The 15,352-nt window shown below is 62.0% G+C and carries 16 protein-coding genes; 3 read left to right on the plus strand and 13 right to left on the minus strand.

The features are described from left to right. Positions 1 to 27: 27 nt before the first annotated feature. The 5 genes from fhmpcd1 to HBA54_RS14225 form a co-directional block, all read right to left on the minus strand. Complete coding sequence (fhmpcd1, locus tag HBA54_RS14205; protein WP_167225659.1) at positions 28 to 945, minus strand: 5-formyl-3-hydroxy-2-methylpyridine 4-carboxylate 5-dehydrogenase; 918 nt, start codon at positions 943 to 945, stop codon at positions 28 to 30. A 46-nt stretch (positions 946 to 991) separates the two neighbouring features. Further along, complete coding sequence (locus tag HBA54_RS14210; protein WP_167225661.1) at positions 992 to 1,591, minus strand: glutathione S-transferase family protein; 600 nt, start codon at positions 1,589 to 1,591, stop codon at positions 992 to 994. A 67-nt stretch (positions 1,592 to 1,658) separates the two neighbouring features. After that, on the minus strand, positions 1,659 to 2,051 hold the full coding sequence (locus HBA54_RS14215) for a RidA family protein (protein ID WP_167225663.1): 393 nt from the start codon (positions 2,049 to 2,051) through the stop codon (positions 1,659 to 1,661). A gap of 29 nt (positions 2,052 to 2,080) precedes the next feature. Next, entirely contained in the window at positions 2,081 to 3,208 is a 1,128-nt protein-coding gene (locus HBA54_RS14220; RefSeq protein WP_167225665.1) for an LVIVD repeat-containing protein, read from the minus strand. A gap of 25 nt (positions 3,209 to 3,233) precedes the next feature. After that, positions 3,234 to 4,382 (minus strand): cupin domain-containing protein, encoded by a 1,149-nt coding sequence (locus HBA54_RS14225; RefSeq protein ID WP_167225667.1) that lies wholly within the window; start codon positions 4,380 to 4,382, stop codon positions 3,234 to 3,236. A gap of 440 nt (positions 4,383 to 4,822) precedes the next feature. On the opposite strand from HBA54_RS14225, the gene HBA54_RS14230 reads away from it, so the two are divergent. Together HBA54_RS14230 and HBA54_RS14235 are read left to right on the plus strand one after the other, a co-directional pair. After that, a complete protein-coding gene (locus HBA54_RS14230; protein ID WP_167225669.1) occupies positions 4,823 to 5,506 on the plus strand; it encodes a FadR/GntR family transcriptional regulator in 684 nt (227 codons plus the stop codon). A 41-nt stretch (positions 5,507 to 5,547) separates the two neighbouring features. Next, positions 5,548 to 7,191, plus strand: a complete 1,644-nt coding sequence (locus HBA54_RS14235; protein WP_167225671.1) for a GMC family oxidoreductase — start codon at positions 5,548 to 5,550, stop codon at positions 7,189 to 7,191. A 51-nt stretch (positions 7,192 to 7,242) separates the two neighbouring features. On the opposite strand, the gene mnhG is transcribed toward HBA54_RS14235, so the two are convergent. The 8 genes from mnhG to HBA54_RS14275 form a co-directional block, all read right to left on the minus strand. Continuing rightward, a complete protein-coding gene (gene mnhG, locus HBA54_RS14240) occupies positions 7,243 to 7,596 on the minus strand; it encodes a monovalent cation/H(+) antiporter subunit G (protein WP_167225673.1) in 354 nt (117 codons plus the stop codon). Next, positions 7,593 to 7,919, minus strand: coding sequence for an MrpF/PhaF family protein (locus HBA54_RS14245; RefSeq protein WP_205944653.1), 327 nt, complete (start codon positions 7,917 to 7,919; stop codon positions 7,593 to 7,595). The genes mnhG and HBA54_RS14245 overlap by 4 nt, the downstream gene beginning before the upstream one ends. Then, entirely contained in the window at positions 7,916 to 8,389 is a 474-nt protein-coding gene (locus HBA54_RS14250) for a Na+/H+ antiporter subunit E (RefSeq protein ID WP_167225675.1), read from the minus strand. Before HBA54_RS14250 ends, HBA54_RS14245 begins: the two co-directional genes overlap by 4 nt. Then, on the minus strand, positions 8,386 to 9,888 hold the full coding sequence (locus HBA54_RS14255) for a Na+/H+ antiporter subunit D (protein WP_167225677.1): 1,503 nt from the start codon (positions 9,886 to 9,888) through the stop codon (positions 8,386 to 8,388). The genes HBA54_RS14250 and HBA54_RS14255 overlap by 4 nt, the downstream gene beginning before the upstream one ends. Beyond that, positions 9,885 to 10,283: a Na+/H+ antiporter subunit C gene (locus HBA54_RS14260; RefSeq protein ID WP_167225679.1), complete on the minus strand. Its 399-nt coding sequence runs from the start codon at positions 10,281 to 10,283 to the stop codon at positions 9,885 to 9,887. Before HBA54_RS14260 ends, HBA54_RS14255 begins: the two co-directional genes overlap by 4 nt. Positions 10,284 to 10,285: 2 nt before the next feature. Then, positions 10,286 to 10,705 (minus strand): Na+/H+ antiporter subunit B, encoded by a 420-nt coding sequence (locus HBA54_RS14265; RefSeq protein WP_167225681.1) that lies wholly within the window; start codon positions 10,703 to 10,705, stop codon positions 10,286 to 10,288. Next, positions 10,702 to 12,978, minus strand: coding sequence for a putative monovalent cation/H+ antiporter subunit A (locus tag HBA54_RS14270; RefSeq protein WP_167225683.1), 2,277 nt, complete (start codon positions 12,976 to 12,978; stop codon positions 10,702 to 10,704). The genes HBA54_RS14265 and HBA54_RS14270 overlap by 4 nt, the downstream gene beginning before the upstream one ends. 164 nt (positions 12,979 to 13,142) lie before the next feature. Continuing rightward, a complete protein-coding gene (locus tag HBA54_RS14275) occupies positions 13,143 to 14,156 on the minus strand; it encodes a universal stress protein (protein ID WP_277345378.1) in 1,014 nt (337 codons plus the stop codon). Between the two features lie 188 nt (positions 14,157 to 14,344). Here HBA54_RS14275 and HBA54_RS14280 point away from each other — a divergent pair, with 188 nt between their 5' ends. Further along, positions 14,345 to 15,265, plus strand: a complete 921-nt coding sequence (locus HBA54_RS14280; protein WP_167225687.1) for a hydrogen peroxide-inducible genes activator — start codon at positions 14,345 to 14,347, stop codon at positions 15,263 to 15,265. Positions 15,266 to 15,352: the final 87 nt, after the last annotated feature.

A 15,352-nucleotide genomic window follows, 5' to 3' on the forward strand; every position in this document is an offset into this window, starting at 1 on the left:
GACGACACGGGCTTTGCGATCTCCCTTCTAGGTTTCCAGGGCTCGGCGGACGGCGACCAGCTTCTTCGCCCGCGCCGCGCGCAGCTCACCGACCTGTTCCGGCGTGTAGTCGAACATCCCGCCGCCGGTCTTCATGCCCAGGTCGCCGCGGCCGGTCTTCTCGGCGATCAGGGCGCTCACATCCTTGCGCGCGCAGAGATCCTCGTTGAGATAACTGCCAACCGCCTGATAGATGTCGAGGCCCGCCATATCGAGCAGCGCCATCGGGCCAACCACGGCCAGCTTGTAACCGATACCCCAGGACACGCAGGTGTCCAGGCTCTCGGCATCGATAACGCCCTTCTCGACCAGATCGACGGCCTCGCGCATGATGGCATAGAGAATCCGGTTCTCGACGAAACCCGGAACGTCCTTTTTCACCAGTACGGGCAGCATGTTGAGCCCGGTAACCGTCTCAACCATCCAGGAAACCGTCTCCGGGCTGGTCTGGGCCCCGGCAACCACCTCTATGATGGGGATGATGTGCGGCGGATTGGACCAATGCATGCCGATGACACGCCCCGGCGCCGAAACGTCGGCCTGCAGCTTGGTAATCGGGATGCCGGAGGTGTCCGAGGCCAGCACACAGGACCCGCTCACCAGAGCATCGATCTGATGCAGCACCTCAACCTTCAGGTCGAGTTTTTCCGGCACGTTCTCAATCACCAGGTCGGCATCGGCGACACAGTCGGCCAGGCTGTCGACAATACGCGGGGCCACATCCCCACCCTTGTCCGGCATCCCCAGGGCATTCAGAACCTGGTTAGCCGCCGATATCGCCGGTAAGGCATTGGCGCGCTGATCCGCGCTCACATCATAGGCCGACACCGCCATGCCGGCGCGTGCCAGGGTCGCCACCATTCCGGTGCCCATTGTGCCCAAACCGATAACGGCGGTCCTGATCATCGTGCCATTCTCCGTTTCGCGCCCGGCCAGTGGGCGCGGCCCACAGTCATGCGGTTGCCTTTTTGAAAGCGTCCCGCTCGGCAACGCGCGCATGCCAGGCCCGCAACCTGGGCAAGGCCGACAGTTCGACCGGGAAATTCAGACAGCGCTCGACGATCGGGCCGAGGCAGATGTCGGCAAGCGACATCTCCGCCCCCGCCAGCCAGCCCCCATCGTCCAGAGCACCGTCCAGAATCCGGAGTTGCTGGTCCAGTTCCTTCCCATGATTGGCAAGGTCCGGCGAACGTTCCTCGGGCGCCTTCTTCGATTCACGAAAGATCGCCATGTAGGGATTGTTCAACGTGGCGAGCTGCCAGTCCATCCAGCGGTCGACTCGGCTGCGGACCGCCGGATCGCCCGGATAGAGCGCGTCGCCGGCCTGTTTGCTGAGATAACGGAGAATGGTGTTCGATTCCCACACGGCAATATCGCCGTCCAGCAGGGTCGGCACCTTGCCGTTCGGGTTCAAGGCAAGATAGGCGGCGTCCTGGGTGTTCCCGAACTGCCGGCCATAGTCCTCGCGTTCATAGGGCTGCCCCGTCTCCTCCAGCAGCCAGATAACCTTTTGAACGTTCCCCGACGTCTTGCGTCCCAAAAGTTTCAGCATCTTTTTTTCTTCTCGTTGCGGACCGCGGCCCCGCAGCGCGGGAACGGCCCAGGTTGGCCTCAAGCCATCAGTCGAGTGGCTTATAGGCAATGGCATCCATTTCGATCTTGGTATCGATGACGGCCCGCGCCTCCACCGTGGTGCGGGCGATGCATCCATCCGGAAAATACTCGGCAAAGACCCGGTTGTAGCGACCGAAGTCCCGAGTATCTTCAAGGTAGGTGGTGACCCTGACGATATCGCCCAGATCGGCACCCGCCTCGGCGAGGATCCGCCGCAGGCATTCGACGGTCCAGCGCGTCTGTTCCTCAATATTGCCGGCACACATGTTGCCGTTCTCGTCCTTGGCGACCTGACCGGAGATGAAAATGAAGTCGCCGGCCCGCACGGCGGGGTGAAACGGCAGGTTCGGGTTCTTCTTACCGATCGCCTCTATGGCCGATCCACTTTTCTTCGCCATTTTCTTCCCCCCCTGTACCCGGTCGGACCTTAAAGGACCGAGGTTTCGATGATGTCGACGCCGTAGTTACGGTCGATCAGATAGAGCAGCCCGCGCGAGTCCATGGTGACGTCGTTCGACGAAGCCAGCTCGAAGCCTTCTGGTGCCTCGACTTCGTAGAAGCCGACTTCCTTGGGTTGATAAGGATCGGCGATGTCGACCAGACGCAGCCCCTGTGCGAACCAGGCGAAGGGAATGATCGTGCCGCTGAAGCGCTCCGAAGGCTGGTGGCAGCCCATCATCGGTGGCTGCGGCGAGCCATCCCGGTCGAGCCCTTCGACCTGAAATGTCGAAATCGGAACCGGGCAGACCTCGTTGGTGATGTCGTAGATCCAGGTGAACGACGGCGCGGCCGGCCACAGCTTGGCGACGTCCTCGTCGGCCACCACCATGATTTTCCGCCCCTTCAAGGGTTCGGGAATCGGCAGGCAGGTATGGGTGGGGTGCGGAAAAGTCGGCGAGGTATTGCCGCCGGAGACCATCTTTGGCCGCGACATGTCGCTGATGTCGAGAATGTAGTAACCATGGTGCCAGTAGCTGACATAGAGCCGGTCGCCCATGCGAAGCGGATGATGGCAGCGCGGCGTCACCCAGTCGTGCCAGGGATATTCCTCACCGCCGGCTTCCCACTGCCCGGGAATCCACCAACGCCCAACCTCCTCCGGCTTTGCCGGGTCCTTGAGGTCGAGGATCATCGTGATATTACCGATGTAGCCCTCTGCCGTCGGCGAGATGTAGGCATAGCGCCCATCGAAGTCATAGCGGTGGACGCCTTTGCCGTGGGTGCGCCACTTGTTGATCAGTTTCGGATTTGCCGGGTCGGCCACGTCGTAGATTCCGAGACCACCGCCGAACGTGGGGTCGCCGTCCTGTCCCAGGCGTTCATGATTGACCACCATGATGCCGTCGGCGGCCCGCACCTTGTGGGAATGCCAACCGGTCGGCAGGTCGATCCGGCTCAGAATCTTGGGATTCCTCGGATCGGCGACATCGACGATGGTCGTGCCGCTGGGATTGCGCATATGACCGATGTAAAGGGTGGTGCCGTCGACCCAGACCTGACCGCCGCCGGGACAGTCGATGTGGGCGAGGTGCGTGGTATTCCAGGTCTTTGCCATAAATCCTATCTCCGCCGCCGGTCGATCAGACCAGCCGGACGACTTCGCCCGATTCCAGGCGGCCATGTTTCTGGTAAAGCGACAGCGCCTTCAACGTCGGCTCGTCGCTGGCAACGAAGAGGATGGCGGGCTCGCTATCTGACTCGTTCACATGCTCGCACCAACTGCCGCCGGGCACCGCAAGGGTGTCGAAGACGCCCCAGTCAAGCTTCTTTCCATCGATAAGACTGTGGCCGCGCCCTTCAAAAGGCGCGCAGAGCAGGCTTGCGTTCTGTTTCAGCGGGCGGGTGCGTTCGCCCGGCCGCAGCATCTGCATGAAGAACGTGATGGTCTTGAAGACCGGCTTGCCGTTGGTCGGATCGACATATTCGACCAACAGGGCCTCGTAGGGATCGCCGTCCCAGTCCCTGAACTTCTCCAGCAGCTCGCGCATCATCTCCCAACGATAGACGTACATGGGCGCGGCATTGCCGGTACCGCGGTGATGCGACACGAAGCGCGGCATCAGTCCGCCGCTACCGTAGACCCGCTGCGAATAGTCGGAAGGGAAGCGCTCGGACTGTACGGCCTTGCGGACCCGCTCGCCCTCTTCGACCTCCGTGTAGTCATGCTCGAAGTAGGTGGCGTTCAAGGTTTCGACGAGGGGCACGTCAAGCACGCTCAGATTGACCGCCGGCTCGTCGCCCTGGTTGCCATGATTGTGCCATGTGTCGTGCGGCGTCAGCACCATGTCGCCGGGACCGAAGGTGATGTTCTCGCCCTCCACGCCGGTGAAATTCTGCGTTCCCGTCAACCCGAGCCTGATGGCATTCGGTGAATGGCGGTGCGGCGGCATGATCTCGCGCGGATCGTTCAGGCGATAAGCGGTGTACATGGTACTGACCGAGGCGCGGCGCGGCGCCAGGCCGGGGTTGACCAGGATCAAGGAGCGCCGCTCGGAGGATTCGGTCGTGATCAGTTCCGCCGAGCGCTGGAGCAGCGGCTCGATATCGCGGTCATACTTCCAGACGAAGGGTATGGCCTTCTTCTTGTCCATGACCTGGCGGTCTTCATCGTGGTCGGCCGTCGTATCGACCGCCCAGAAAGGCGCCATATCCGCGCTGTGAACATCCTCGTGCAGCTTGTCGAGAGCGGCTTTCAGATTGTGATCGGCGGTTTTTTCGATTTCCGGCATCCCATCCACCCTGCGTTTTTTATTGGCCCGGAGCCCTGCCGGACCGATCCGGGATAACCCTATGCCGTCTCACTTGTGCTTCGGCAGCATCCCTGTTTGGTGACAACACGGTAACCAATATCGAAACCAAGCGTCAAGAAACATCTCTCTTTTGGTACCGGTGTTGAGTCATGGCTTGGCAGAACAACCAGACGATGCGCTTAACGAGGTTGCCATCTCCTGGCTCATTCGCTAGATTTTCGAGATTAAAACAGCCAGTATTCAATACCTTTGGCGACAGCTTTCCGGCAACACAAAGCCCTTGCTTTAAACGTAACCATTATGGTACCAATTATATAGTGCTTTCCGCCTTCTACCCCAGGTGACCATATAGGTTCCATTTCGACTTCCCGGCGAGTATTGAGACCAATGATCATCAACACCACAAAGCGACGAGCCTGATGGAACGCTACGAGCATACTCTGGCCAAGCTGCGCGAACTTCTGAACGAAGGCGTTCTGACCAGCGGCGAGCGGCTGCCGCCGGAACGCATCCTGGCAAGCGAACTTCATGTCGGCCGGCGATCGCTGCGCCGGGCGCTTGGCGTGCTGGAGGAAGAAGGACATATCTCGCGCCAGCAAGGGCGCGGCACTTTCGTCAACGACTCGATCAAGGTGCCCAGCCTTGGCATCGACAGCATTCTCGAACACACCAATCCGCTGGAAGTCATAGAGGTCCGGCTGTCGTCGGAACCCGTGATGGCGCGGCTTGCCGCCTTGCGGGCGTCACGCTGCGATATCGAGCGGCTTAACCGGCTGGCGGAGGATACCGAAAAGGCCGAAGGCCCGGTCGAATATGAAACCGCCGACGGGGCTTTCCACCGCCGCATCGCCGAGGCATCGCGCAACGCCCTTTTCCTGTCGCTCTACGATACCCTTAGCGCAAGCCGAAACGACGACGCCTGGCGCCGTCTGGGCGAGAACGCCCATTGCTACAAAAGACAGGCCGTCTATGCCGGCTTCCACCGCCAGATCGCCGAAGCGATCGGCGCGCGCGATGGCGAAAAAGCCGAGGCGCTGATGTACGAGCACCTGAGCGACGTACAACAGCACATCTACCGGCACATCTTTCCACAACGCTCTTAGAACAACGACGAAACCGGGCCGGCTCGCAGGGGGAGACTATCATGGTGAGGGAGTCGGCGTTCGACTACGTAATCGTTGGTGCCGGCTCGGCGGGCTGCACCCTGGCCAACCGCCTGTCGGAAGACCCCGACACCACCGTGCTGCTGCTCGAGGCCGGCGGGTGGGACCGCGATCCCTGGATCCACATCCCGCTCGGCTGGGGCAAGATCCTGCAAGGCCGGTTGCACGACTGGATGTATTTCTACGAGCCGGACGAAACCGTCGACGGACGCCGGGTGGAATGCGCCCGCGGCAAGGTCGTCGGCGGTTCCTCGTCGACCAACGCGATGGCCTACGTCCGGGGCAACCCCGGCGACTACGACCGCTGGGCTGCAGCGGGGCTGAGCGACTGGTCCTTTGACAAGGTCCTGCCGTACTTTCGCAAACAGGAGACCTGGGGCGGCGGTGCGGACGCCTATCGCGGCGGCGACGGCCCGCTTTCAACCCAGTACTGCCGCTTCGAGGATCCTCTTGTCGACGCCTTCGGCGAGGCCGGCGTCTCCGCAGGCTTCGGCTGGACCGATGACTATAACGGCGAGCGGCAGGAGGGCTTCGGCCGCCTCCAGATGACGATCCGCGAGGGACGCCGTTGCAGCGGCGCCTCCGCTTATCTTCGCCCGGTCCTGAAAAGAACGAACCTGCAGATCGAAACGAAGGCGCTGGCAACACGCGTGGTCCTGGAGGGCGGGCGCGCGGTCGGGATCGCCTACCAGCAAGACGGACAACAACTCATTGCGCGGGCGAAGCGCGAGGTGATCCTGGCCGGGGGCGTCATAAACTCCCCGCAGCTTCTCCTGCTTTCCGGCATCGGCGATCCCGACGATCTGCAAAAGATGAACATCCCGGTGCAGGCCGCTTTATCCGGCGTCGGCCGGAACCTGCAGGATCATGTCTCGGTCATCCTGATGTCTCAGCGCAAACAGCCCGGCCCCTTTCTCCGCATGATGCGCGCCGACCGGATCGCGCGTGAGCTGGCGAAGGCCTATCTGTTCGGCAAGGGTTTTGCCGCCGACGTGCCGGGCGGGATCACCGCGTTTCTGAAAAGCCGCGCCGAGATCGAGCTGCCCGATATCCAGTTCCTCTTTACCGCGGCTTCGCTCGGCGCCTGGCCCTACTTTCCGCTTTTCAAGAAGCCCTTTCCCGATTCCTTTGCCTGTCGGATCGTCATGCTGCGCCCTGAAGGCCGGGGCCGCGTCTCCCTGCGCTCCGCAAACCCGGAAGACCCGCCGCTCATTCATCAGAATTTCATGTCGAGCGAAGCCGATTGGGAAACCATGCGCGCCGGCGTGCGCATGGCGCGCAGGGTTCTCGCCCAGCCGGAGATGGCGCCTTTTTCCGGCCCCGAGATTGCGCCAGGTGCGGATAAGACCAGCGATGCCGAGATCGATGCCTACATCCGGGCCAGCTCGATCACCGTGCATCATCCCCTGGGCACCTGCCGCATGGGTATCGAATCCGATCCCCTCTGCGTCGTCGACCCTGATCTGCGCGTCCGGGGCATCGAGGCCCTGCGCGTCGTCGATGCCTCGGTGATGCCGGACCTCGTAAGCGGCAATATCAACGCCGCCGTTGTCATGATCGCAGAAAAGGCGGCCGATCTGATCAAAGCGCCGGCATCAAGCCCGGCAATGGCCGCATCGGCCTGATTGGGCGGACCGTCCACGCGCGAGAGCGACGCGATAGCCGGACCATAGCCGTTAGCCGCTCAAGCCTTTTCCATCCCCGGGTTCCTTCTGTCGGGCAAGTTCGTCGATCACCGTCCCCTTCCATAGCGGTACGCCGGTGCGGTAGGCGGCGCGGCCGATCATGTGAGCGGCAACCGGCGCGGTCAGCAGCAGAAAGACAATAGCCGCCAGGGCGCGCGCGATGATGCCGACCTCACCAAAATGCACCGCCACCGCCACCAGGATCAGGCCGCAGCCCAGCGTTCCTGCCTTGGTGGAGGCATGCATGCGGATCAGCACGTCCGGCAGGCGCAACACGCCGAGCCCTGCCGCCAACGAGAAGAGACCGCCGGCAACCACGAGAAATGCGGTTACGATTTCGGTCATGAGGACTCGCCTCCACTGCCATCCGGCGGCACAGGCCCCCGCGCCTTGCGCCTCTCGGCGAAGCGGGCAAAAGCGATTGTGGCGAGGAAGGCCACCAGCGCCAGGGCGATCGCCACATCGAGGAACGCCGCCTGGCCCGAGGAGACAGCGAAAAGCGCGCAGAAAGCGACCGCCAGGACGGTTATGAGATCGAGCGCGACAACGCGGTCAGGCAGGCTGGGGCCCCGGGCAAGGCGCAGAAAGGCGAGTACCATCGCCGCCATGATCAGGATAAAGGCGATGTCCACCGCCACGGCGAGGATGGAGCCGTCTTCAGGGATCATTGCAGGGCCTCCATGACCCGGCGTTCGATGCCGGATTTCAGTCCCCGGCGCAGGGTCACCGGGTCGTCGACGAACATGGCGTGGACGTAGAGTGTCTTGCGGTCCGGCGAGAGATCCAGGCTCAGCGAACCGGGCGTGAGCGATATCAGGTTGGCGATCAGCAGGATTTCCCCCTCGCCCTCCGCATCCAGCGGCAGGGCGACGATGCCGGGCCGGCTGAGATGGGTCGGGGTGATCACGTCCCACACCACCTGCAGGCTGGAGACGATCAGATCATAGACGAACAGCACAAGCAGACGGAAAACCCGCCAGACCCGCAGGAAATAGCCGCTCTTGCCGAACAAGGGGCTGGCGATCCAGAGCGCCAGGTAACCCGTGCCGTAGCCGATCAGCAGATTGGCCAGCGTAAAACTGCCGACCAGGGCGGCCCAGCTCACCGCCAGGAAGACGTTCAGTACGAAGATGTTCACGGCAGTCCTCCCAAAACAGCGCGGACATAGTCCGTTGGGTCCAACAGTTGTCCGGCCGAGCGTTCGGCGAAGGCGACAAAGGGCTGTGGGAAAAGACCGATAACCACGGTCAGCCCCGCCAGGAAGACCACCGGCAGCAGGAGGGCTGCCAGTTCGGACCGTCCGAGATCTGCCAGTGCCGGCGCGGTGCCGGCAGGGTGAGGCTTCCAAAAGGCCTCGGCCCAGATCTTCGTCATCGAGAAAATTGTCAACAGACCAACCACCAGGGCGGCCGCCGCAACCAGATAGGCCTCGATTTCCAGGCTCGCCTTCACCAGCAGGAACTTTGCCCAGAAACCCGACAGCGGCGGAAAGCCCGCCAGGGAAAAGGCCGGCACCAGGAACAGAACGGCCAACAAGGGGCTCGACTTGTAAAGACCGCCGATGGCCGACAGTTCGAAGGACCCGGTGAGCCGCCTGGCGATGCCGCTGATCAGGAACAGGTTCGCTTTCACGATGATGTGGTGGACAAGATAGAAGACCGCACCGACCAGGGCCAGCGGCGTATAGAGCGCCAAACCCAGGATCATATAGCCGATCTGACTGACGATATGGAACGAGAGGATCTTGCGAAAGTCGCTCTGCGCCGCAGCACCGAGCACCCCGGTGATCATGGTCAGCACCGCCACCCCCAGCAGCAGGCCGTGGGTGTAGTCCGTGTCGTTGGTAAAGACCAGGGTGAACATGCGGATCAACGCATAGACACCGACCTTGGTCAGCAAACCGGCAAAGACGGCGGAGACCGCCACCGGCGGCGTGTGATAGGAGGCCGGCAACCAGAAGAACAGCGGAAAGACCGCCGCCTTGACCCCGAAAGCGACCATGAAGAGAACCGCCACCACCGTCAGCAGGCCTTGGTTCTCCACTTCGCGCACCGCCAGGTGAAGGTCGGCCATGTTCAGCGTGCCGGTGAGCCCGTAAAGCAGGCCGATGCCCGATAGGAACAAGACGGTGGAAACCAGGTTAAGCGTTACGTACTTGATGCCGCCGTCGATCTGCGCCTTGTCGCCGCCCAGCACCAGCAGGCCGAAAGAGGCGATCAACATCACCTCGAACCAGACATAGAGGTTGAAGATGTCGCCGGTCAGGAAAGCACCGCAGACACCGGCCAACAGCACCTGAAACAGGGCGTGATAGCCCAGAACCTCACGCCGGACATCAATGTCGGACAAGGCATAGACGGCAACGGCCAGGCCGGTGATCGTGGTGATGACGACCATGACGGCGCTCAGCAGATCGGCGACCAGCGTTATTCCAAAGGGCGCCGGCCAAGCGCCCATCTGGGCGGCAATCACGCCTTCGTCCAGGACCGCGACCATCAGAGCGGCTGAGGCGAAGAGCAACAACAGGCAACCGCCGATACTGAGCCAACCGCCGACAGAGCCTCTGCCGCGCAGCAGGAACACCAGAACCGCCGTTATAAAGGGCAGGATGATCGGCAGCGCCAGAAGCCAGCTCACGAAGCCTCCCCTTTCGGCTTCGCCGATGCCGCGTCGGGTGCAGTGAGCTTCGGCTCGGCATGACGCATCGCGTCGCTGTCGAGGGTCCCCAATGACTGATAGCCGCGATAGACCAGCACCAGGGCGAAGGCAAAGAGGCCGAAGCCGATGACAATCGCCGTCAGCACCAGAGCCTGCGGCAAAGCGTTTGCCACAACACCGACCGGGCCGGCCATGCCTTCCGGGACCAGAGGCGGAGCGGCCGGCGTCAGGCGCCCGGCGGTAAAGATCGTCAGGTTGGCGGCGTTGCTCAAGAGTACCAGGCCGAACAGGAACCTGAGGACATTGCGGGCCAGCATCAGGTAGACGCTGGCTGCCACCATCACGCCGATCAGCAGCGCCAGAACCGACTCCATGGTCAGACTTCCTCTTCCAGAGCCAGAACCAGAGTCAACACCGAGCCGACGACGACCAGATAGACCCCGATGTCGAACAGCAGCACCGTGCTGATCGGCAGACCTTTGTCGCCTTCCCCCGCGCCGATAAACCACCACTGACCGGTAAACAGGGGGTCCCCGGCAAAGCCCGCCACAAGACCGGACAGCAGGGCAATACCAAGACCGATCATGGCGATGGCGGCAGGGTCGAAGCGCAGGGCTCTGCGCGTTGCGGCGGCACCCTCGGCAATGGCATAGAGTATGAAACCAATGCCGGCGATGAGCCCGCCGATGAAGCCACCGCCCGGCTCGTTGTGGCCGCGCAGCAGCATGTAGACCGAGAAGACCAGCATCAGCGCGACCAGCAGCCGCGTCGCAGCGCTCAGGATCGGTGAGTTCATGGCCGCCCACCTGATTTTTCCCGGGTTCGCCTTGTACCGCGGATCAGGGCATAGGCCCCAAGGGCGGCCACAACAACCACGGCAACCTCGCCGAACGTATCGAGGGCACGGAAATCCACCAGGATCACGTTCACGATGTTATGGCCGAAAGCCTCGGGAACGCTTGCCCCCTCGAAATAGGTCGTGATCGAGCGGTCCATCGGCCCGGCAACGACGGCCAGCAGGGTTGCCGAGACGGCCGCCCCGACGCAAAGCGCCAGAACGGCATCCAAACCGCGGAACCCGGGCGCCGGGTCCCGGCGCAGGTCCGGTAAGCGCAGCATCGCCACAGCCACCAGGACGACCACCAGGGTCTCGACCAGAAGCTGGGTGATCGCCACATCCGGCGCCCCGAACATGACAAACAGCATCGCCACCCCGACGCCCACAACACCAAGCGCGCAGATAGCGGCAAGCCGGGAGTTGACGACAGCCGTCATCATGGCGCCCGCTGCAATCAGCGCGACGACGGCCCAGTGCTTCAGCATCAGGTCCGACCAGGCGAACGAGAAACGCCAGGCATCGGTTACAATCAGCGTCGTCCCAACCGCCAAAGCCAGACTGGCGAAAACAACGAAGAGATAGCGCCGCAGAATGCCGCTCTGCAGCAGTCGCGTCTGCGCGGCGGCCAGCGCTTTCAGCCCGGTCAGCAGACCGTCCCAGGTCCGATCGCCGGTGGTCGGCAGCCGGGCTTCGAGACTGATCAGGATTCGGCGCAGGGGTTGATGGAAGAAGTACACCGACAAGCCAAGCGCAAAAGTAACAACACTGAGCAGCAGCGGCAGATTGATGCCATGCCAAAGCGCCAGCTTCACCGCCTCCGGGCGGCCAAGGATCGCCGTCACTGCCGGCTGGACCAGGTTGTCAGCAATCAGCGAGGGCGTCAGGCCGAAGGTCAAGCCAAGGGCGGCCAGCACCAGCGGCCCGATCCATAAACGAACGGGTGCCTCTTTCGGGGCTTTCGGCGTCACCAGCCGAGCCCCGTAGAACGGCCGCAAAGCAACAATGCCGGCGACAGCGACCATCAAGGCATTGGCCAGAACCGCCGCGCCGGCCACGAACATCGGCTCTGAGGCGATGGCCAGCGCGCCTTCATACTTCAGTTCCTTGCCGATGAACCCAAGGAAGGGCGGAAAACCCGCCATCGACAATGCGGCAGCAGCAGCGGCAACAGCGGTTACCGGCATAACGCCGGCGAGGCCCCGCAACTGCGCCACCTCGCGTGTGCCGGTCCGGTAATCGATGATGCCGACGACCATAAACAGCGCTGCTTTGTAGAACGAATGCACCATCAGAAAGGTGACCGCGGCAGCCACGGCAACGCTCGCCTCCGAGCCTAAAAACATCGTGAGCGTGCCGAGCGCCATGACGGTCGTATAAGCCAGTGCGAGCTTGAGGTCGGTCTGCCGCAAGGCAAGCACCGAAGCCGTCACCGCCGTCACCGCGCCAAAGATCGTGAGACTCCAGATCCACACCTCTGTGCCGCTCAGCGCCGGGTGCATCCGGGCCAGAAGGTAGATCCCCGCCTTCACCATGGTCGCCGAGTGAAGGTAAGCGCTCACCGGTGTCGGTGCCGCCATGGCATTCGGCAGCCAGAAATGGAATGGCACCTGGGCCGACTTGGTGAATGCGCCGAGAAGCACCAGGACGAGGATGGGCAGATAGAGCGCGTCGGCCCGGATCAAATCGCCCTGTGTCAGGATCACCGAAAGCTCGAAACTGCCGGCCGCGAAACCAAGCAGGATCAGACCGGCCAGCAGGGCGAGGCCGCCCGCGCCGGTCACAAGCAGCGCCTGCAGGGCGGAGCGCCGGGCCTTGGCCGAGGCATGGTCGAAGCCGATTAGCAGATAGGAAGCCACCGTGGTGAGTTCCCAGAACACAAAGAGCGTGATCACGTTGTCGGCAAGCACCAGGCCGAGCATCGCCGCCATAAAGAAAAACAGATAGAAAAAGAAACGACCGAGATGCAGATGGCCGGCCAGATAGACGCTTGAATAGAGGGCGACGAAAGCACCGATACCGCTGATCAACAAAGCGAAGGTCAGGCTGAGACCGTCGAGAAGAAAGGAAATGCGAATACCGAGGCTGGGCACCCAGTCATAGGCGATGCGGATCGCCTCGCCGCCGGCGATCGTCGGCAGACAAGCCAGAAAGGCAAGTGCCAGGGCCGCCGGGGGCAGAGCCGAAAGCCAACCAAGTTTGCTTGGCCGGTCAGCAACCATGTTGGGGGACATATGAAACAGCGACTTTCTGTAGGCCGATATCAACGACCCGAATCCGGGCAACTGAACAGATATATCGGGGCTTCAGCTGATTGTTCTAATCATACTTAAAGTTTATTTTGATAGTTTTTTCCTATTAACACTTTCAGCGGCTTCACCGTTGCCGGCCAACCCCGCTATCCACCCTTTGCGCGTAACAACTTCCCGCTCGAGGCGCCTTGATCGCACTCGGGCTCCAGCCGGACGGGCGTTTTGAAGCCGGGCGGCTTAACCGCCAAAACCGAACAGTCGACCTGGTTCAGGATAGCTTCGGCCGTATTACCGACGAAAAGGCCGCGAATGCCGGTGCGCCCGACCGTTCCCATAACGATCAGCTCGACTTTTTTGCCGGCCGCGAACTCCGGGATCACTTGCCGCGCCTCGCCTTTCAGCAAATGCACCTGGCGGCGTCCGCCGGTTTCAGGATAGTCGAACAACAGGCTCTTCAGCTTCCGTTCACTCTGCCGTCGCTTCTCCTCGGTCATCTTTTCAACGGTCTCTTTGGGAACCCTTGTAAAGGCACTGTGGCGCAGGCTGTTTTCACCCTGCAGCCGCCAGACGTTGACGACATGCAGCTCGCTTCTCTCGGCCGCCGACAACGATGTCGCAAGGTCCATGACAAGTGCGTCCAGAGCGGATCGCTGCTCATCCATGGGTTCGGGGTCGACAGCGGCCAGGATCCGGGCGTATTGGGTTTGGCTGCTCTTCTTCATGATCCATACCGGGCAGGGGCACTTGCGCAGAATGTGCAGGTCCGTGCTGGCAAAAAACAGCGGCCCGCCGTCGCCCTCACCAGCCGCCCCCTTTATGACCAGGTCATGCTGGTCACGAAGAACTTTCCGAATGATCTCTATGAAGGCGATTCCCTGAAGAACTACCTCGCTGGTCTCTATGCCTTCGGATTTGATCGGTGCGCCGATCTGCGCAAGCCGGCTGCGGTGGAACGCCAGCACCTCGAGCTCGATGTCCTGCGCGACGTTGCCCGGAAGGGCGCCGTACAGGCTGGCAAGTTCGCCGGGGGCCGCTTCGACAACATCGACCAGGGTAATGCGCGCGTCATTCGATTTCGCCAACCAAATCGCCCGACCGAGCAACGCGTCATGGATGCCGTTTTCATCGCAAATCAAAAGAATGTTCTTGAATCTTTTCATCTCAGAAACGCTCCCACTCCGCGACGCAATCCCACTTATCCGGTTCACCGTCGAACAGCCACTACAGCCAAATCGACTGCCCTGGATGGAAATGGGCTTGAAAAGCTCATTGGCCCAATCGAAGTTAAGGGGCAGTTCGATAGGTTTTATCTTTTGAGTTTTCCGCGCCGAAGGGAAGGACCCGCGCCGTGCCGACTTTGCAGCAACTCCGTTATCTCGTCGCTGTTGGCGAAACGCTACATTTCCGCCGGGCGGCGGAAAGGACGCACGTAACACAGCCGACGTTGAGCGGCCAACTCCGCGAACTGGAAGAAAAGCTCGGCGTTCAACTGGTCGAACGCAGCCGCGCAAAGGTCATCCTGACACCCATCGGCAAGGAGATCGTTGCCCGCGCCAGAACCGTGATACGCGACGTTCAGGACATCGTCGAACTCGCCAGGCAGGGCAAGAGCTTGCTCGGCGGCACCATCCGGGTCGGCGTGCTGCAAACCCTCGGGCCCTATCTGCTGCCGCATATCCTGCCGGAGCTGCATCGCAGCTTCCCCGACCTGAAACTCTATGTCCGCGAAGGAATGCCGCAGGCCCTGCTCACGGCGATCGACGACGGCAATCTCGATCTCCTGTTCTTTCCGGTACCGGTAAAGGGCGCGGATCTGCAGAGCGCCCGCCTTTTTCGCGAGCCTCTCAGCCTTGTGGCGCCGAGCGACCATCGCCTCGCGGCGAAGGAAAAGATCGATCAGGCGGACCTCAAGAACGAGACGATCCTGACGCTGGAGCGCGGCTATCGCCTGCACGATCAGGTACGCGATCTCTGTGAGCAGTATGGCGCCTCCCTGTCGCTGGACTACGAGGGCACCAGCCTCGATACCCTGCGCCAGATGGTCGGCATGGGAATGGGGCTGTCGTTGCTGCCGGCTCTCTACGTCCGCTCCGAAGTCCTTCAGGACGAGCAGGTCGTCGCCCGGCAGATCCGCAGCAAGGCGCCCTTTCGCATGATCGGCATGATCTGGCGCCGCCATTCGGCACGGCAGCACGAATTCCTGGCCTTGGCCGAGATGATCCGCGGCATCCTGAAAGACCGCGTGCCTGAAATCACGGTCATGCAGTAGCCCGGCGCGCCGGCCAGATCGAACAGTTCTATCAAAGCAGGGCGGCCTAACGACTGGCGAACCCTCATGAAAAGGCCACATCGGAAG

Source organism: Pelagibius litoralis (assembly GCF_011683915.1).
In the GTDB taxonomy this organism is placed as follows: Bacteria; Pseudomonadota; Alphaproteobacteria; order Kiloniellales; family Kiloniellaceae; genus Pelagibius; species Pelagibius litoralis.